We start from the raw sequence: 17,015 nt of genomic DNA, 5'->3' as shown, positions 1-17,015 counted from the left end.
CTTCCAACAACTCGAAAACCGCCAGATGCTGTCCGCCAGCTCGGCAGGCAATGTAACGGTGGCTCTGAAGAACGGCTCGCTCACCATCACCGGAGACAACAACAGCGACGCCATCGAAATCGAGCAAGTCGGCGCCGGCCAGTACAAAATTTTCGGCACCGACGGCCTCACCACCATCAACAAACAATCAACTCCCCAAACATTCTCCGGCGTCACCGGCGATTTCAATATCGACTTGAAGGCCGGATACGACAATGTCGATTTTGAAAACGCCACCTACGGACAGCCCGTAACTCTGCCAGGCAACCTGACGATGAAGGACGTCGGCAACGATGTGCTAAACATCAACAACACCAATATTCAAGGCAATGTTTCCATCAGCGGTGGATCGGGAAGCCGCGTGATTTATTTCTTCGGCTCGAGTAGCGCTGGCGGCTTCTCGTTAAATCTCGGCTCGGGCGGAACCATTGCGGAATTCTACAATTCCACCATCGGCAGCTCGACATTCAATTCCGGAAAGAACGACTGCAACATTAAACTCGGCAGCAAAGACAATATTGTGGAATTTTTCAACACGAAGGTTGAACGCGACCTCTCGGCCAATATCAGCGGCAACAGCGGCGACTCCTCGATCTTCGAAGTCGACGGCCTCACCGTGGGACGCAACGCCACCTTGCAAATGGGTAGCGGAGACGACCATGTCAGCCTCAACAACTTCACCATCGGCGAGGAATTGAAAATCAACACCGGCGCCGGCAACGATACCGTGGTCCTCGGCGGCATCGACACTAGTGTAATTGGCAGCAAAAGTCTGCCCACGGCGGTCACCGCCGATCAAATCTATGTCGATCTCGGCAAAGGAAACGACACTTTGCAGTTCGGCGGCAACGGAAGCGTTCATGGCGGTGGCGTGATCGCCAACACCGCCACTTACCTGGGCAACTCCGGCGTTGATAGCGTGCTTAACGACAGTTACTCACAACTCTTTGGCAGCTTCACAGGCTTTGAGCAAATGCCGCCTAAGATCATGCCCCTGATAACATCCCCTGTCTTATCCGTTCTGGCTGAATAATAAAAAAGAACTGCGGCTCGGTTAGGCCATCGCCCGCACTAATACGCCGCTGGCTTGCCCTTGCGGCGTCACGCTCAAATTCAAGAACGAGTGCCCCGGACTGGCGCTGCTGTTGTGCGGCGCCACCACACGGATCGGGCACTCCGGATCGGGCGTTTCGTAATTCAAAACGGGAAACAACTTGCCATTGGAGAGAGCCAGCAGGCTGGCGATCAGCTCGATCATCCCGCTGCCGGCCCCCAAGTTGCCGAAATAGCTCTTGGCCGCCGTAACCGGTACTTGATCGGCCGCCGAGCCGAACACTTCGCGGATGGCCTTGGCTTCGTCGATGTCGCAACTCCGGGTGCTCAGCCCGTGAGCATGAATGTGCCCCACCTCGCCCGGCGACATGCCCGCCCCGCGCAAACTGTTGTTCATCACATTTTTCAAAGCCACGTCGCGGTGGGCCACGCAGTTTTTGTCGGCCACGTGGGACGAGCCGTGCCCCACAATCTCACCCAAAATCGTCGCTCCCCTTGCCTGGGCCGTGGCCAATTCTTCAATCACGATGGCCCCGGCCCCTTCGCCCAGGACCATGCCCGTGCGATTTTTATCGAACGGCCGGCTGGCCTTGGCGGGCTCCACGCCGTTGGTGGCCAGCTCTTCGGTTTGGATGGCGTGAACGGTTTTCATCGGATGCACTCGCGTCCCCGTGGCTCCGACCACCATAATCTCGGCGCTGCCGCGGAGAATAGTGCGATACGCTTCCCCCACGGCCAAATTGGCCGCAGCCTCGCGATGAGTAATCGAGTTGTTTGGTCCCCGCAAATCGTTATATATGGCCACGTGGCTGGCCGGCATGTTGGGAAGATACTTCAGCAGCCACAGGGGCGAAAGCTGTGGCATCCCTTCGGTCGCCCAGCGGTTGTAATCGAACAGACCGTCCGCGCTGCGGCACTTGCTGATGCCCGCGCTAAATTCCTCCGGCAGCGTCAGCATGTAATCGGCCCCGAACACGCAGCCGGTCCGGTCCGGATCGTACTTTCCGCCGCCGACAACCAAGCCCGCATCGGCCAAGGCCAACTGGGCCGCCGCCACCCCCATTTGGCATTCCCGGCACATCACTTTCAGGCCCTTGCGGATGGCCTTTTTCTGCTCTTTTTCCAACGCGCCGAAATTTTCTATATCGCTGGTGAATTCTCGGGCTTCGGCCGCGACATGCGTGGGCAAAAACTTCGATGGCACCGCCTCCAGCGCCCCCACGCCGCTGCGACCTGTGCTTAGCGCATCCCACAGCGCTTGCTTGGAACTTCCGACCGGGCTGATTAAGCCCAATCCGGTGATGACGACACGTCGTGCAGAAGCTGGCATAGGACAACAAACGGCCGAAAGTCAGCCGCGATAGAAACAAATGTGAAAATGGCCCGAAAACTCCACCAAAACCAACCCAACCAATATATCGTACCCAGTTTATCGGGGCAAGCAACCGAGCACGGCCAACGGGCTTCGGCTGAGCGCAGGGCGGTGGTGTCCTCACTTCCTCACCACTCAACTACTCACTCTTCTCCCAAAACTACCGTGGCGGAGCTGGCGATGCCGGCGGCAAATTGCGCGTGATGCTCGGCGGCTTCCCCTCCACACCACGATTTTCAACCACCACCAGCAAGTCGGCGTGACAGTCCGGCGTAATCAGCGGAATTTTTACGCCGGTCGGTTCCTGCGGCGTCGGCACGGGCACAATGCCAAAGCCGATCACCAACACCATGTCGGTCGGCCAGTGGAATTTTTCCGCAAACCGGACGCTGTCGACCTGCGGCACTTGAATTTTGGTCCGTTGGCGCGGGGCGGCGGCCGTGGGCACGTCCAGCATCACCGAGTTCATCTTTTCCACCTGGTCGATGTTGCACTTCACCACGGCGTCAATCATCGTGCCGTCCAGCGACAACAGCGGCTTGAACTCCAGCGAAAAGCCCTCGTCAATTTGTGCCATATCCGGCTGGAAGCCCGGCCAAATCTCCGGCTTCATAATCACGTCTTTGATGTACGTTTGCGGGCGCGAGGCCGAAACCACGGTCGCCTGACCGTTTTGCACCAGCAAATGCGGCGAGCTATGTTCGCGGAAATCGCTCCGCTTTTGCAATTCGGCCAACATCATGGCGGCGTCTTCTTTCGACAACAGCCACGCTTCCACCCCCTGGCTTTGCACCGGCACCGGCCGCAACACTTGCTGCATTTTGGCCCGCCAATCGGGACTGCCGATGGTGATCAAGCGAATGCCGAAGGCTTGCGCAGCCACTTGGTTTTGGCTGTTCACGAAACGGTCGACAATTTCCGACACTCGCTCCTGCATTTGCGGCGTGTGATACACCTTCAGCGTCCGGCCGTTGGCGCACAATAAACCCACGGGCTCGCTGTGCCAGGCGTCGTAGCCGGTTTCGCGCAATATCCAATCGACAATCGCTTGCTCCGGCCGGTTTGTGCTGGTCACCCGTAACGTGTAGGGCGTAATGTCGTATTCGCGCCACACCTGGCCGGCGTCGTTCGGCAGCGTGCCGGTGCCATTGGTCACTTTGGCAATGGAAGCCCGCGGAGCCGTCGACAGCGGCTGCAAATTTCCGGCGGCGGCAGAACTTGCACCCGCTGGATCCAATGCGCCTGCCCCCGGCGCACGCCAGTTGCTAACTGTCCCTCCCGTGGCGCTATCGACCAACGGAGGCGGCGTGCCCGGCGCCTGCGCAAACGCCAAACTCATACCCCCGCCCAATAGCGCGGCAACCAACATCCACAGTTTCCAACGGCGAATCATATTCCGGCCTCCTTGCCAGCAGCAAAACAATGATCGCTTGCGCCCATGATTAAATGCTGGCGCACGCAGCCCGGGAGAATAGCGTTCCCGGAAAAAACCGGCAATGGCGATGCAAGTGCAATCGCCGATAGCAACTACTCAATCCCGCATAGCCGCCGGGCTTGCCCGGCGCTACCCCTGCCCTCAGCTCCCTGCTCCCCTCCCCCTCATGCCAATCCATTCCGATACACCCCCACCGCCAGGCACGCATTGTGCCCACCGAACCCAAAGCTATTGCTGATGGCAGCCTTAAACCGCCGCTCTCGGGCTCGATTGGGCGTGTAATCCAAATCGCACTCCGGGTCAGGGTTATCCAAGTTGATCGTCGGCGGAATCATCCCGTCGCGCAGCGCCAAAATACTGAAAATCAATTCCACGCCGCCGCTGGCCCCCAGCAAGTGCCCCACCTGGCTTTTCGTGCTGGAAATGCTGGTTTTTTTGGCCTGCTCGCCAAAAATGCGCTTGATCGCCCGCGTCTCCGCCAAATCGCCCAGCGGCGTGCTCGTGCCATGCGCGTTGATATAACCCACATCGGCGGGGTTCAACTGCGCATCGGCCAGTGCAGTTTCCATCGCCTTCGCCGCGCCGGTGCCATGTTCGTCGGGCTGAGTAATGTGTCCGCCGTCGGCGCTGGCGCCGTAACCCAGCACTTCGGCCAATATCGGCGCGCCGCGGCGTCGGGCGTGTTCAGCTTCTTCGAACACTAAAATCCCCGCCCCTTCGCTCAGCACAAATCCATCCCGGTCTTTATCAAACGGCCGGCTCGCTTTCTGCGGCGCATCGTTCCGTTCCGACAGAGCGCGCATATTTTGAAAGCCGGCGATGCTCATCGGCGTGATCGCGGCTTCCGCTCCGCCGGTAATCATCACGTCCGCGGCGCCGTGTTGAATGGTGCGGAACGCATCCCCCATGGCGTTGGCGGCGCTGGCACAAGCCGTGGCCACTGCGGTGTTTGGCCCGCGCAGGCCGTACACAATCGACAAATGCCCGCTGGCCGCGTTCACCATCATTTTGGGCACCAAAAACGCCGATACCCGGTCCGGTCCTTTATGCAACAATCGCGCCAACTGCTCTTCAATTTCGTGCAGACCGCCGATGCCCGAGCCAATAATCACCCCGCAGCGAAACGAGTCTTCCTTGGAAAAATCAATCCCGCTTTGCAGAACCGCGTCGGTTCCGGCCACCAGCGCAAATTGCGTGAACCGATCGAGCCGCTTGTGATCCTTGGGCGCCAAGTATTTTTCGCTGGGCGCCCACTCCGGAATTTCGCCCCCAAACTTCACCTGGAAGCGCCCGGTGTCGAACAACGTGAGCGGACGAATACCGCTGTCGCCGCGCAGAATGCGCTGCCACACCTCTTCCACCTGGTGGCCCAGCGAACTCACGATTCCCAGGCCGGTGACAACGACGCGGCGGTTCATAGCACGACGTTCTACTTCTGCGACTTTTCGATGTACTCGATGGCCTGGCCCACGGTCTGAATTTTTTCCGCGGCATCGTCCGGAATGTTGATGTCGAACTCTTCCTCAAGTTCCATCACCAACTCCACTTGATCCAGCGAATCGGCCCCCAAATCGTTGACGAAGTTCGTCTCGGCCGTAATTTGATCCTTGCTCACGCCCAATTGCGTGGCCACAATATCGATAACACGTTCAGAAACAGTTGCCACCGTAAAAGTCCTCCTGCCGCAGCCAGACAATAGTTCGACAACCCTCACCTTACCGTCCCGCCCCGGGTTTGTAAGCCCCTGCAAATCCGCGGCCTTGGAAAACGGTAGAGGTTGGGTAAGTCGTTAGAAAATAGAGAGTTTATTGGCGAAAAGTCAAGGTATACCGGCTTCTCGGCCCGCTGTCTAGCCTAAATAGCCCCCATCCGCCAACCTTCGTTTTGGAAAAAACCCTCGGGCCTGTAATTAAAATGGAACCATCGTCCTTTTCCACTTTCCACCGGGCATAACCATGAACCTGAAAAAGCACCGAATTTTGGCTGGATTGATCGTGGCGGCAATCGTGGGCGGTTTTGGATTTCTGATTTTCTCCGCGGCCGCCCAGTCTCCCCTCCCCGCGAAAACGCCTGCCGACGATGCCTACCAGCGAATCTTCGAAGACCAAATCGCGCGCACCAAACGGTACGAAGGGCTGCTCAGCCGGCAAGAAGAGTTGATGAAGCGCCAAGAGGAACTGATGAAGCACCAAGAAGATGCCGTCACTCGATTTATGACCATCCTCGACAAATGGGACAAGCAGCAACAGCAGTACCAAAAATATTTAGACTCGCTGGGAAAAAAGTGATCTTGAACCTCAACTTTCCACTCGCTTGCGGCTTAGCCCCCGGCCGCCTGGCCGGATGCAAAGATGGACAACGTTCAACTTCCCCTCACATAATCATCCCCCCGTCGATCGTAATGCACTGCCCGGTGATATAGCCGCTGGTGGGCGAAGCCAAAAACAACACCACGTCGGCCACTTCGTCAGTGGTGCCTAACCGCTTCATGGGAATGCGGGTTTTCACTTGGTCAACCAGCGCCTCGCCCAAGGCGGCGCTCATTTCGCTTTCGATAAACCCCGGCGCAATGGCGTTCACCGTCACTTTGCGGCTGGCCAATTCTTTGGATACCGTGCGTGTAAAGCCGATAATCGCCGCCTTCGACGCCGAGTAATTCGCTTGCCCCGCGTTGCCGATCAACCCCGACACGCTGGAAATGTTGATAATCCGCCCGTAACGCTGCGACATCATCGGCCGCGTTGCCGCTCGCGTGAATAAAAACGTGCCCCGCAAATTCGTGTTGAGCACTTCGTCCCATTGTTCATCGCTCATCCGCGGCAGCAGCGTATCGCGGGTAATGCCGGCGTTATTCACCAAAATATCGAGCCGGCCCCATTTTTCAGCGATGCTTTCCACCAATTCCGCCACCGCCGCGCCTTGGGTCACGTCGCAAGCGAACGCTTCCGCCTGCCCGCCGGCTGTTTGAATGGCCGCCACCGTTTCCGCCAGCTTGGCGGTATCGCGCGCCACGCACGCCACTTTGGCCCCGCACCGCCCCAAGGCCAGCGCAATCGCCTTTCCAATCCCGCGCGAAGCCCCGGTGACCAAAGCCACCTGGCCGGTTAAATCCACGGCAAATTTTTTCTGACTCACTTCATGCGGCATGATCGCTCCCGTTAAATTTCAATTTGCATAGGCGAATGAATGATGGATTCGAATGACCAATGTTCAGAAGCATCAGTCATTGGACATTGGTCCCGGCGCGCCGGGATGGTCATTGGTCATTCATTAGACATTCGTCATTTCCCTCATCCGTCCATCGTCCCGACGCTCTCCAGCTTCCGATCGATCCGCTTCAGCAAACCGCGCAACACGCGGCCCGGGCCGACTTCGTAGACCTTATTCACTCCCTCAGCCAACAACCAGCGCAAGCTGTCTTCCCACACCACCGGGCTCACCACTTGCTGCACCAACAGCCGGCGGATTTCCTCCGGATCTTCGTGCGGCCTGCCGTCCACGTTGGAAACCACCGGAATGCGAGGCTGCTTCATCTGCACGTCTTTGAGCGCGACCGTTAGACGGGCCACGGCGGGCTGCATGATCGACGTATGAAACGCACCCGCCACGGCCAGCGGAATCGTCTTCATCGCCCCGGCCGTCAGGGCCGCCGCTGCAATCCGCTCGCACGCACCTTTGGCGCCCGAAACCACAATGTTCCCCGGGCACAACAAATTTGCAATCTGCAAAACTTCGCCTTGAGAGCACTCGCGGCACAACTGCTCGGTCTGGTCGCGCTCCAATCCCAGAATGCTGACCATGCCGCTGGGCGTCGCGTCGGAAGCCGCCTGCATGGCCGCCCCGCGTTCCGCCACCACCCGCAGGGCATCGCGAAATTCCAACACGCCGGCGAAAAAAAGCGACGTGTATTCCCCCAGGCTCAATCCGGCCGTGTAACGGCAACTTTCGGCCACGTCGTTTTGCCGTTCGTTCATCACCGCCAGCGCTGCCACCGAGGTCACAAATAGCGCCGGCTGGCTGTACACCGTCGAATCAAGCTTTTCGGCCGGCCCCTCAAAACAAATCTTGGCCAAATCGTAGTCCAGAATTTCGTTCGCCTTATCGAACGCCGCTTTCGCTTCCGGCGCGCCGGAAGCGATATCGCGCCCCATCCCCACGCTTTGTGCGCCTTGACCGGGAAACAAAAATGCAGTGGACATGGTTGGGTGTCCAGGTGTCTGGTGTCTAGGTGCCTGAGTGTCTGGAACTCTTATACCGCACAAAACCAGACCACCAGACACTTAGACACCAGACACCTTCTTACTCTTCCGCTTCCACCACCGTCCGCCCCATGTAATGCCCGCACTTGGGGCAAATGGTGTGTGTGGGCACAGCCTGACCGCACTGGGAGCAGTACGTCAGTTGCTTAGGGTGCTTTTGATCGTGCGCCCGCCGGCTGCGGGTTTTCTGGTTCGATTGTCGTCGCTTCGGGACGGCCATGATAATTCCTGCCAATCTAAAATCTAAACGATATTGTTACGGCTGGCGCGACGTGCACGAACACCGGCGCACCGGCAATCACCGCCGCTCGACAATCGTTCGCACGGAAACGCTGCGCACGCCGATCCAGCAGCCATCCATTTCTCAATCGACTAACCGCTTGCCCTGGCTGCTCTTCGGGCCTTCCTGCGGGTTACTCGTCTCGCCCGACGCTTCTTCACGCCCGCCCGCACTCGCTGCACCAGTTTCTTAAGCGGTCTGCGTTTCGCCATGATATGCTCCTCCGTGTGAGAAAGAAAACGGAAAAGCAAAAATATAGCAAGTCCCCCGCCCCGCGCCTACTTGCCCATGCTGCCGTCAGAAATTGCTGCGTTGCCCAAATTCGCCGGCTGGTTGTTCGTTTTATCTAGCTTGTCAACTGCCGCAGACCATCTTTGGGCATCAAACTCGGCAACCTTTTCTTTCGCCTGAGCATAGCGAACCGCAAGATCAGCGCGTCGATGGTCTAGCCACCAGCCGACCACGAGCGCCCCAATCGCCATCAGAAGAAATAGTTCGCGGACCGAAAATCGCACTCGGCGTAACAGACAAAGCGCAATGGCTGCCAGCAGCCCAATGATTAGCAAACTTGCCGCCAGTGCATCAGACATTTTAGAGCGGCCTTTTGGACCACAACCTTACGGCTAAGGTTGTACTTTTTTGGGATCAATTTTTAGATTATCGACATCAGGTTTTGGTGGCGGGTCAGAATAAATCAACTCACATTGTATTCCATCGCTCTTGCTACGATCACTTATAAGAAAATCCAAGAAGTTGTGGATGTACGCGTTCAAGCCCTTTGGTTTTGGTTGCGGCAGCGGTAATCGCAAAACTTCTACCTTATCGCAGGGACAATCCCTTACGACATGGCCGGCAGGATTCGAAGGAGGGAGCGTAAGGTAAACACAGTAAATACCGTCGGGCAGAAGATAGGCGGTGAATCCAAATCGGTCGTGATTGGAGTTCATCGTAAAGATGTTGTTTTGATTGGCAAGAATTTTCGCTACGTCCTCGCACGTATCACCCATCACCAATTTTTTTGCCTCCTGCACGAATGCAGCGCGCTTAGCCGCACCATCCGGCAGCTTATCTAATTGCATTTCTTGTTTGGTAGGCGGCTGGTTCGAATTTTCGCCGCTCTTATCTGCCGAACCCTGCTTTGGAGAAGGTGCATCTTGTGAGTTAGCACGCTGGTTAAAAATCACCAGAACTGCACACAGCCAAACAATGCTAAGCGGTTTCATGATTAGCGCTCACATGATTTATCGAATGGTTCCTCACTCGCAATTTACAAGACCGCGTGTATTTTATGCCAAGTAAACGTCAAACGGAATATTTCTCAATACAAAGCGACCCCGGTGGATTCCAGCGAAGGCTTCCACCGGGGTCTGTTCGGCCTGGCGTACCGGGCTGACACGCACAAGCCAAATTTATTGAATTCCACAAGCGTTTCGATGTAACCGCTCACTCGCCCGCGGATTGATTTCCGCTTGCGGTTTAGCAGGCTACCGTTTACGGCTTACCGTCGCGGCTGCTGATCGTGCTCCTGGCTTATCAGCCGCATCAGCGTGTCCAGCCGGCGCTCGATGCTATCCAGCCGCGTCTCAACATCCGTGTTCGAGCGATTGCCGTCGCCGCCGTCCATCCGACCATTTCGCGACATCGAGCCACCGCCGCGCGCTATCGGTCCGCCATCTCGTCTCATGCCATCGCCATCGCGCGCCATGGGCGGCAACCTGTGGCCAAAACCGCCGCCATCGGCAAACTCCCGCCCACCATTTTGTTGCCAGGCCGGCCCGCGACCGAAATCTCGCTGCCAATAGTCTCGCCGCGCCATCATGGCCCGCCCGCCTTGTTGGAAGCCGTACGGACCTGCACGCCAAAAATCATTCCGCGCCATCCACGGTCCACGTCCGTTAAAATTCCTGGCCGTGCGATTGCCGCCGGAACGATATGCCGCGCCGCCACGGTGTTTGCGGTGATGCCCGTGCCGATGATGGCCGTGTTTGCCGTGGCGATGCCCGCCGCCGGCCGCCGCCATCGAATACCGATGATGCATGGCTGCCGCATAGCGATGGCTCATTGCCGCATAGCGGCCTGCACCGGCCCACGGTGGCCCGAAACCGCCGCCGCCAAATCCAGCGCCAAATCCACCGTGCGCCCCTCCCTCTCGAAAATTGAAATCACTTCTTGCAAATCCGCCGCCGAATCCACCCCCGCCGAATCCATCACGCGGCGGGCCAAAAAATCCATCTCGCGCCGGCCCGCCTCCAAAACCATCACCCCCCGGTCCACGACCGAAGCCGCCAAATCCACCAAACCCATCGCGCGGCGGTCCGCCTCCGAAACCGCCAAATCCACCACCGCCAAAACCATCGCGCGCCGGTCCACCGCCGCCGAAGCCATCTCGCTGCGGCCCATCGCGCCGGTCAGCCATCCGATCTCGAAACATTCCGTCGAATTCTCTCCAGGCCTGCCGATCAATTCCGCCGGCAGGGCGATCAACGCCATCGGCCGTGCGATCACCGTCACGTCCTCGGCCCGAATCCTGCGCCCGCGCCGCCGTGTTCGACATCAAAAGCGAAAATATTCCAATGGCCGCCAGCGCCGCCACTCGCGGCACACCCCAAGTACGGAGTTTCACACACCTCGCCTGAAACATGGACAAGTTCTCCTCACGCCCGGAGGGTTATTAAGATGGCCGCCCCTAACGCACACCGGCGGCTAATAGATCAAACCCACCCGCCGCAGAAAAGTTCCGCTGCCTAAATTACCAATGACCATCCCGGCGCGCCGGGACCAATGACCAATGAAGTTACCGTAAGCTGTCCGCAAGATTGGTCATTCGTGCTTGGTCATTGGTCATTCGCTTCCCCGCTAGCTGCTGGCACTCCGGTACGCTTCCAAACTGCGTAAAAACATCCACCGGCTGGCCGCCATGCTGGCCGCCGTCGCCCCCACCGCAAATAGCGCCAGGTACCAATACATCGCCTGCATCGGCGCCGCCATCAGCCGGGCCGGCACATTCACCACCACCAGCACCGGAATGAAAAACGTAAAGAACATCCGCAGCGGCGTGCCGAACGGCCCGGTGTAAATTTCCATCGGATAGCGCGAAAAGTTGGTGATATAAAACCAAAAATCGTACAGGGTTTGATTCCGCCCCAGCCACACGCTGGTGGCCGCCAGCATGATCATCAGGCTGTACAAAATCAGCACGCCGCACAGCACGTACACCGGGTACAGCGCCACTTCCCACAGCGTCGGCGTGTAATCTAACTTCGCCAGCGAGTACCACAACAGCCCGCATGCAAAGAGGAAATTTGAAAAGCTCGACCAATCCACCTTCGTCAGCGAAATTAAAAACTGCGTGTCGATCGGCTTCAAGAGCGCAAAATCCAGCCCGCCCGTCCGCACCAGCTCGCTAAACTCCTCCGCATTGGGCATGAAAAACGCTTCCACCAAACTATTGATGAACAACATCGTGGCATAGAACACAAAAAACTGGTAACGTCCCCACCCGGCAACGTCGTTCTTGAAGTGATAAATTAACACATACAAGACCAAACTCATCGTCATCCAGCAGATGCTGGAAATGCACTCGATGATGAAGTTGGCGCGAAACGTCATGTTCCGCACCAAACTATTGCGGGCAAACGTCAAAAACACACGCAGGTAATTGGCACGCAGCATTGATGACACTCTCACGGCAATTTAACGACAATCTTTTGCGACAACCGGGCGTCAATTTCGTCCGGACTGATTTCCTCAGCGGCATTCTCTGATGGAGTCGGCCGCTGACCATAACCAATTGTCACCTTGGTAATTTGATCGAGTTTTGCCAAGCGGTCCAAGTCCTCGCGCGTCAATTGATTGTTCGACGTAACAACCTCCCGCACGTCCGGCAGGTCCGGCAATTCGTTCAGCACACAGTCTAAATTGCCCCCCACGACTGTGGCCACTCGCTTGAATGTCGATGGGCTTCCAATCCACCCCAGACATGCCGGCCGATGTTGCTCCCACGTCACCTGGGCACCGCAACTTTCCAACCGCTGGGCAATCGCCTGCTGTCGAACATACTCGTTCTCCTGCGCGTGATACCAAACCGTGCCCGCCGCCAATAGCACGCCGACCACGGTCACCGCAATGAGCAGCGTGCGCAGCCCAAACCACAACCGCCACCGGCGATATTTCGTACTTGCAGGATCAGCTTTTTCAATTCCCGCCATCATTCCACCATCCGTCCTGCCCTCTCACTTCTGCTTTCAGCCTTCTGCCTTCCCCTCATCCCCCAAACGCCGAATACCGCCGCACGCCGCGATTAAACAACCACTGGGCTAAGCACACAAAAAACACCACCCAGCCCAATTCGACCAACAGGCCAATGGCCAAATCCGCACCGGAAATTTTGCCCAAGAACACCGCGCAGGGAAAGTAACACAAATACTTTAGCGGCAGCAATCGAATCAGCGTGCCCAGCGAAACCGTGCCAAACAGCATGATTTTGTCGAAGAACTCCAACGGAAACATTTGCCCGCTCAAAAAATAATTGAACAGCATGTACACAAACAGCAGCGAGTTCACTTCTAAAAACCAAAAGCCAATCATCCCGATGCACGATTCCAAAAAAAAGCCCAGCACAAACGCTAGCACCAGCGACAACAAAAACGCTGCCAAAACTGTCGGCTCGGGCCACCCGCTAAAGTAACCACGGCACAAAAAAAACATCAGCGCGAATGGAAACGCCGCCACCGAGTAATACACCAACTTGTGCGCCACTCGGGTAATCAACAAAAAACCGATCATGTCGACCGGCTGAATCAAATACTTTTTGATCGTGCCGTCCAAAATGCTGCGCGAAATGCCGCTGGCCAGCGCCGGCATGCTGGAAAACGCCCGGCTGACGTTCGTGAGCAACAAATAGGCAATGATTTCGTCGAGAGTATATCCGGCGATGGCGCTGCCGGGCATCATGCCTACCACGGCGCTCCACAAAAAAATCTGCGTCACAAACGGCAGGAACCGCATCAGAGTACCGAGCATGAAGTCGCCCCGGTACACCAGCCGCTCCTCCAGCGAAATCCGCAGCATGGTCCACCACGTGCGCACACTGGACCCAAGCGATGATCGCGAAATTGAAACGTCCGGCGATTCCAACACGGTCGACATGACATCGCGCCTGAATCAATCGATTGAAATAAAATGCGACTCGAACGTACTGTGCGACGCTTGCGGCTTAGCTGCTGCCCGCTAATTGCTAACCGCTAACTGCTAATTGCTCCTGCTGCTTTCCCGCTTGTGAAAACAAATCGGCAATCACCTGCTCCAGGGGCGGGTCTTCCACGCTCACGTCTTCTATTTGATGATTGGCCAAAATCGCGGCCAGAGTTTCCGGAATCACATCACGGGCAATCTGCAACCGCACCGTGGGCGATTTCTGTTCCACGACGTCGCCGTAACGGCTCCAATCACCGTTCATGTTTTCTTCGGCCAATTGCAATGTCACCACCTTGTGTTTGCTGAACCGGTCGATAATGCCCGCCAGCGAACCGTCGTACATAATTTTGCCCAGCGTAATTACCACCACCCGCCGGCACAGTGCAGCCACATCTTTCATGTAATGGCTGGTCAGCAAAATCGTGATTTTCCGCTCCTGCTGGTAATGCCGCAGGAAAGTTTGAATGTTGTGCTGCGCCACTACGTCCAGGCCGATGGTCGGCTCGTCCAAAAACAGCACTTCCGGCGAATGCAGCAGGGCCGCGATCAGCTCCATTTTCATCCGCTCGCCCAGCGACAACTCGCGCACCGGCTGTCCCAATAATTGCCGCACCGTCAGCAAATCCACCAGCTCGTCTTTGGTGCGCTCAAACTGCGCCGGCTCAATGCGGTAAATTTCCTGGTGCAGGCGGAACGATTCCTGCGCCGGCAAATCCCACCACAGTTGATTTTTTTGCCCCATCACCAGCGCAAAGCGCCGCCGATAAGCGTTTTCCCGCTTCCACGGCACGTACCCCATCACTCGCGCCATGCCGCCGCTGGGAGTAATCACGCCCGATAATAATTTCAGCGTCGTGGTTTTTCCCGCCCCGTTGGGCCCCAAAAAAGCCACGAACTCCCCCTGCTCCACTTTCAAATCGATGCCCGCCACTGCCTGCACTTCCTTGTATTGCCGATGCAGCAACCCGCGAACGGATGCCCACAGCCCTTCGCGCTTTTGGTACACGCGATACGTTTTCGCCAGCCCGGAAATTTCGATGACACTCATGGCGCGGGATTATAGGGGGCACAGTCAACCGAGGAAAGTGAAGCCCATGGAAGGTACTCCTGCCGTGCGTTGTCGGGTTTTCGCCTCTCCACTATAATTCCGGCGAAAATGAACGCCATCGCCACCAACCTCCGCGTCGGCATTGGACACGACACCCACCGCCTCGGGCCCGGCGGCCCGCTGCGGATCGGCGGCGTGTCCATTCCGCACGATCAAGCGGCCATCGGCCATAGCGACGCCGATGCCCTGCTGCACGCCGTCATCGACGCCCTCCTCGGAGCCGCATCGCTGGGCGATATCGGCGATTTATTCCCGGATACCGACCCCGCCCATCGCGGCCAGGATTCCGCCACCATGGTCCGGGCCGTTTGCCAGCGTCTGCAGGCCCTTGATTGGCGGATTATTAATGTCGATTGCATTGTTTTCCTCCAGCGGCCAAAATTAGGTCATTACAAAGACGCCATGCGGATGCGGATTGCCGAACTGCTGGAAATTCCCGCCCATGCCGTGTGTGTGAAAGCCAAAACCGGCGAAGGCGTCGATGCCGTCGGCCGCGGCGAAGCCGTCTCCACTCAATGCGTCGCGCTGCTCGAACGAACCGCACCACCCGAAGCCGAATAATCATGTCCACCGCCACCTCACGCGTGCCATCATCCACTGCCAATCCGCCGGCTGCCGCGCTGCGTGTTTACAGCACGCTCACTCGCACCAAGGAACCGTTCGTCCCGGTCAAGCCCGGCCAGGTCGGCATGTATTTGTGCGGCCCCACGGTCTACAAACCCAGCCACATCGGCCACATGGTCGGACCGGTCATCTTCGACGCCATCAAGCGCTATCTGGTATATCTCGGCTACAAAGTCACCTGGGTCGTGAACGTGACCGATGTCGACGACAAGCTCATCAAGGAATCAGCCGCCCGCAACATGACCATGGCCAAGCTGGCCGAGGAAATGACCGCCGACTACATGCACAATCTCGCCGCGCTGGGCGTCGACACCATCGATCACTTCCCCAAGGCCACGGACAACATCGACGAGATTATCCAGCTCACAAAAGTGCTCATCGACAAAGGTTTCGCCTACGCTTCCGAGGGCGATGTCTATTTCGACGTCGCCAAAGATTCCGGCTACGGCAAACTCAGCCGCCGCACCACCGAAAGTCTGCAAGGCGAAGGGGGCGATATGGCGGGCCGCAAACGCTCCCCCGGCGATTTCGCCCTCTGGAAAAGCGCCAAGCCCGGCGAGCCGGCGTGGGACAGCCCCTGGGGCAAAGGCCGACCCGGCTGGCACATCGAATGCTCCGCCATGAGCCGTCGCATCTTGGGCGAAACGTTCGACATTCACGGCGGCGGTCTCGATCTCATCTTCCCCCATCACGAAAACGAAATTGCCCAAAGCGAGTGCGCCCACGGCAAGCCGCAAGCCAAATACTGGCTGCACAACGGCCTGATGCAAGCCGCCGCCGAGGCCGGCAAAATCGGCGGCCGTAATACTCGGGCAGCAGACTCCGCTAATCCCCAAGCCGACGACTTGTCGTCGCAGCCATCCGCCAAAATCAGCAAATCGACCGGCGCCAGCGCCTTCCGCGATCTGCTATCCCGCCATCAGCCGGAAACCATCCGCTTCTTCTTGCTTTCCACGCACTACCGCAGCCCTATCCAATACAGCGAAGAACTGCTGCAAGAAACCGCCATCAGCCTCGACCGCTTTTACCGCTTCTTCAAACGATTCGAGCGCGTCACCGGCCGCAGCTTTTACGTGCTACAGCCCGCCGCCACCCGTATGGCCGGCGAGTTCAATCCCGCCAGTCCCGGCGCGCCGGGACTGCTCGCCGAAGTGGCCGCACTGCGGCAAAAATTTGTGGAGGCCATGGACGACGATTTCAACACCGGAGCCGCCGCTTCCAAACTATTCGAACTGCTCGGCGCCCTCAACAAATTCGTCGATACCGAAAAGCTTGAGGCCGGCCAGCCCGACGCCGCCAAGCTCGCCGCTCTGGAAAAAAGCGCCGCCGTCCTCAAAGAACTCGCCGGCGTGTTGGGCCTGTTTCGTAAACCGGTCGAGCAAAAATCCGCCGGCGGCGACGATGCGCTCACGGCCCAAGTCGTTCAGTTGGCAACCGAACTCCATGCAACTGGAAAACTGGGCGCTGACAAACCACCCGTTGCCGGCGCACAACTCGATGAATTGATGAAGCTGCTCATCGACGCCCGGGCTGCCGCCCGCAAGAACAAAGATTTCGCCACTGGCGATTTAATCCGCAACCGTCTCAAAGCCATGGGCATCACGCTGGAAGACCGCCCCGGCGGCACGCAGTGGAACCGCGCGTAACGG

Annotated in this window: 19 protein-coding genes; 4 read left to right on the top strand and 15 right to left on the bottom strand. The window is 57.8% G+C overall.

Annotation, left to right across the window (positions count from 1 at the left end):
• A partial coding sequence (locus VMJ32_04415) for a hypothetical protein (GenBank protein ID HTQ38244.1) occupies nucleotides 1–1,072 on the top strand: 1,072 nt, incomplete at its 5' end.
• Nucleotides 1,073–1,093: 21 nt separating this feature from the next.
• Here the strand turns inward: VMJ32_04415 and VMJ32_04410 are convergent.
• From VMJ32_04410 to VMJ32_04395, 4 genes are all read right to left on the bottom strand, one after another.
• Complete coding sequence (locus VMJ32_04410; GenBank protein ID HTQ38243.1) at nucleotides 1,094–2,422, bottom strand: beta-ketoacyl-[acyl-carrier-protein] synthase family protein; 1,329 nt, start codon at nucleotides 2,420–2,422, stop codon at nucleotides 1,094–1,096.
• A gap of 202 nt (nucleotides 2,423–2,624) precedes the next feature.
• Nucleotides 2,625–3,857 (bottom strand): hypothetical protein, encoded by a 1,233-nt coding sequence (locus VMJ32_04405; GenBank protein ID HTQ38242.1) that lies wholly within the window; start codon nucleotides 3,855–3,857, stop codon nucleotides 2,625–2,627.
• Nucleotides 3,858–4,063: 206 nt separating this feature from the next.
• Nucleotides 4,064–5,317, bottom strand: coding sequence for a beta-ketoacyl-ACP synthase II (gene fabF / locus VMJ32_04400; GenBank protein HTQ38241.1), 1,254 nt, complete (start codon nucleotides 5,315–5,317; stop codon nucleotides 4,064–4,066).
• An 11-nt stretch (nucleotides 5,318–5,328) separates the two neighbouring features.
• On the bottom strand, nucleotides 5,329–5,565 hold the full coding sequence (locus VMJ32_04395) for an acyl carrier protein (GenBank protein ID HTQ38240.1): 237 nt from the start codon (nucleotides 5,563–5,565) through the stop codon (nucleotides 5,329–5,331).
• A gap of 289 nt (nucleotides 5,566–5,854) precedes the next feature.
• On the opposite strand from VMJ32_04395, the gene VMJ32_04390 reads away from it, so the two are divergent.
• Nucleotides 5,855–6,187 (top strand): hypothetical protein, encoded by a 333-nt coding sequence (locus VMJ32_04390; GenBank protein ID HTQ38239.1) that lies wholly within the window; start codon nucleotides 5,855–5,857, stop codon nucleotides 6,185–6,187.
• An 85-nt stretch (nucleotides 6,188–6,272) separates the two neighbouring features.
• On the opposite strand, the gene fabG is transcribed toward VMJ32_04390, so the two are convergent.
• The 11 genes from fabG to VMJ32_04335 form a co-directional block, all read right to left on the bottom strand.
• Nucleotides 6,273–7,046, bottom strand: a complete 774-nt coding sequence (gene fabG / locus VMJ32_04385; protein ID HTQ38238.1) for a 3-oxoacyl-[acyl-carrier-protein] reductase — start codon at nucleotides 7,044–7,046, stop codon at nucleotides 6,273–6,275.
• A gap of 143 nt (nucleotides 7,047–7,189) precedes the next feature.
• Entirely contained in the window at nucleotides 7,190–8,098 is a 909-nt protein-coding gene (fabD, locus tag VMJ32_04380) for an ACP S-malonyltransferase (GenBank protein ID HTQ38237.1), read from the bottom strand.
• A gap of 100 nt (nucleotides 8,099–8,198) precedes the next feature.
• Entirely contained in the window at nucleotides 8,199–8,378 is a 180-nt protein-coding gene (gene rpmF, locus VMJ32_04375) for a 50S ribosomal protein L32 (GenBank protein ID HTQ38236.1), read from the bottom strand.
• 338 nt (nucleotides 8,379–8,716) lie between these two features.
• Entirely contained in the window at nucleotides 8,717–9,028 is a 312-nt protein-coding gene (locus VMJ32_04370) for a hypothetical protein (GenBank protein HTQ38235.1), read from the bottom strand.
• A 33-nt stretch (nucleotides 9,029–9,061) separates the two neighbouring features.
• Nucleotides 9,062–9,661: a hypothetical protein gene (locus tag VMJ32_04365; GenBank protein ID HTQ38234.1), complete on the bottom strand. Its 600-nt coding sequence runs from the start codon at nucleotides 9,659–9,661 to the stop codon at nucleotides 9,062–9,064.
• 275 nt (nucleotides 9,662–9,936) lie between these two features.
• Nucleotides 9,937–10,500 carry a hypothetical protein gene (locus VMJ32_04360; GenBank protein ID HTQ38233.1) on the bottom strand — a complete coding sequence of 188 codons (564 nt, stop codon included), beginning with the start codon at nucleotides 10,498–10,500 and terminating at the stop codon, nucleotides 9,937–9,939.
• On the bottom strand, nucleotides 10,497–10,943 hold the full coding sequence (locus tag VMJ32_04355) for a hypothetical protein (protein HTQ38232.1): 447 nt from the start codon (nucleotides 10,941–10,943) through the stop codon (nucleotides 10,497–10,499). Before VMJ32_04355 ends, VMJ32_04360 begins: the two co-directional genes overlap by 4 nt.
• Before the next feature lie 351 nt (nucleotides 10,944–11,294).
• Nucleotides 11,295–12,110 (bottom strand): ABC-2 family transporter protein, encoded by an 816-nt coding sequence (locus VMJ32_04350; GenBank protein ID HTQ38231.1) that lies wholly within the window; start codon nucleotides 12,108–12,110, stop codon nucleotides 11,295–11,297.
• An 11-nt stretch (nucleotides 12,111–12,121) separates the two neighbouring features.
• A complete protein-coding gene (locus VMJ32_04345) occupies nucleotides 12,122–12,649 on the bottom strand; it encodes a hypothetical protein (protein HTQ38230.1) in 528 nt (175 codons plus the stop codon).
• Between the two features lie 52 nt (nucleotides 12,650–12,701).
• Entirely contained in the window at nucleotides 12,702–13,586 is an 885-nt protein-coding gene (locus VMJ32_04340; GenBank protein ID HTQ38229.1) for an ABC-2 family transporter protein, read from the bottom strand.
• An 88-nt stretch (nucleotides 13,587–13,674) separates the two neighbouring features.
• On the bottom strand, nucleotides 13,675–14,682 hold the full coding sequence (locus VMJ32_04335; GenBank protein HTQ38228.1) for an ABC transporter ATP-binding protein: 1,008 nt from the start codon (nucleotides 14,680–14,682) through the stop codon (nucleotides 13,675–13,677).
• Between the two features lie 108 nt (nucleotides 14,683–14,790).
• Between VMJ32_04335 and ispF the strand changes: the two genes are divergently transcribed.
• Together ispF and cysS are read left to right on the top strand one after the other, a co-directional pair.
• Complete coding sequence (gene ispF, locus VMJ32_04330; protein ID HTQ38227.1) at nucleotides 14,791–15,303, top strand: 2-C-methyl-D-erythritol 2,4-cyclodiphosphate synthase; 513 nt, start codon at nucleotides 14,791–14,793, stop codon at nucleotides 15,301–15,303.
• Nucleotides 15,304–15,305: 2 nt separating this feature from the next.
• A complete protein-coding gene (gene cysS, locus VMJ32_04325) occupies nucleotides 15,306–17,012 on the top strand; it encodes a cysteine--tRNA ligase (GenBank protein ID HTQ38226.1) in 1,707 nt (568 codons plus the stop codon).
• Nucleotides 17,013–17,015 lie beyond the last annotated feature (3 nt).

The organism is Pirellulales bacterium (genome assembly GCA_035499655.1).
In the GTDB taxonomy this organism is placed as follows: domain Bacteria; phylum Planctomycetota; class Planctomycetia; order Pirellulales; family JADZDJ01; genus DATJYL01.
Note: the sequence above shows the minus strand (reverse complement) of the source record. Positions and strands in the feature narration are given on the sequence as shown.

Coding starts and splice junctions, on each gene's coding strand:
- VMJ32_04410 (HTQ38243.1), bottom strand. CDS start 2,422: ATGCCAGCTTCTGCACGACGTGTCGTCATCACCGGATTGGGCTTAATC.
- VMJ32_04405 (HTQ38242.1), bottom strand. CDS start 3,857: ATGATTCGCCGTTGGAAACTGTGGATGTTGGTTGCCGCGCTATTGGGC.
- fabF (HTQ38241.1), bottom strand. CDS start 5,317: ATGAACCGCCGCGTCGTTGTCACCGGCCTGGGAATCGTGAGTTCGCTG.
- VMJ32_04390 (HTQ38239.1), top strand. CDS start 5,855: ATGAACCTGAAAAAGCACCGAATTTTGGCTGGATTGATCGTGGCGGCA.
- fabG (HTQ38238.1), bottom strand. CDS start 7,046: ATGCCGCATGAAGTGAGTCAGAAAAAATTTGCCGTGGATTTAACCGGC.
- fabD (HTQ38237.1), bottom strand. CDS start 8,098: ATGTCCACTGCATTTTTGTTTCCCGGTCAAGGCGCACAAAGCGTGGGG.
- rpmF (HTQ38236.1), bottom strand. CDS start 8,378: ATGGCCGTCCCGAAGCGACGACAATCGAACCAGAAAACCCGCAGCCGG.
- VMJ32_04370 (HTQ38235.1), bottom strand. CDS start 9,028: ATGTCTGATGCACTGGCGGCAAGTTTGCTAATCATTGGGCTGCTGGCA.
- VMJ32_04365 (HTQ38234.1), bottom strand. CDS start 9,661: ATGAAACCGCTTAGCATTGTTTGGCTGTGTGCAGTTCTGGTGATTTTT.
- VMJ32_04360 (HTQ38233.1), bottom strand. CDS start 10,500: ATGAGCCATCGCTATGCGGCAGCCATGCATCATCGGTATTCGATGGCG.
- VMJ32_04350 (HTQ38231.1), bottom strand. CDS start 12,110: ATGCTGCGTGCCAATTACCTGCGTGTGTTTTTGACGTTTGCCCGCAAT.
- VMJ32_04345 (HTQ38230.1), bottom strand. CDS start 12,649: ATGATGGCGGGAATTGAAAAAGCTGATCCTGCAAGTACGAAATATCGC.
- VMJ32_04340 (HTQ38229.1), bottom strand. CDS start 13,586: ATGTCGACCGTGTTGGAATCGCCGGACGTTTCAATTTCGCGATCATCG.
- VMJ32_04335 (HTQ38228.1), bottom strand. CDS start 14,682: ATGAGTGTCATCGAAATTTCCGGGCTGGCGAAAACGTATCGCGTGTAC.
- ispF (HTQ38227.1), top strand. CDS start 14,791: ATGAACGCCATCGCCACCAACCTCCGCGTCGGCATTGGACACGACACC.
- cysS (HTQ38226.1), top strand. CDS start 15,306: ATGTCCACCGCCACCTCACGCGTGCCATCATCCACTGCCAATCCGCCG.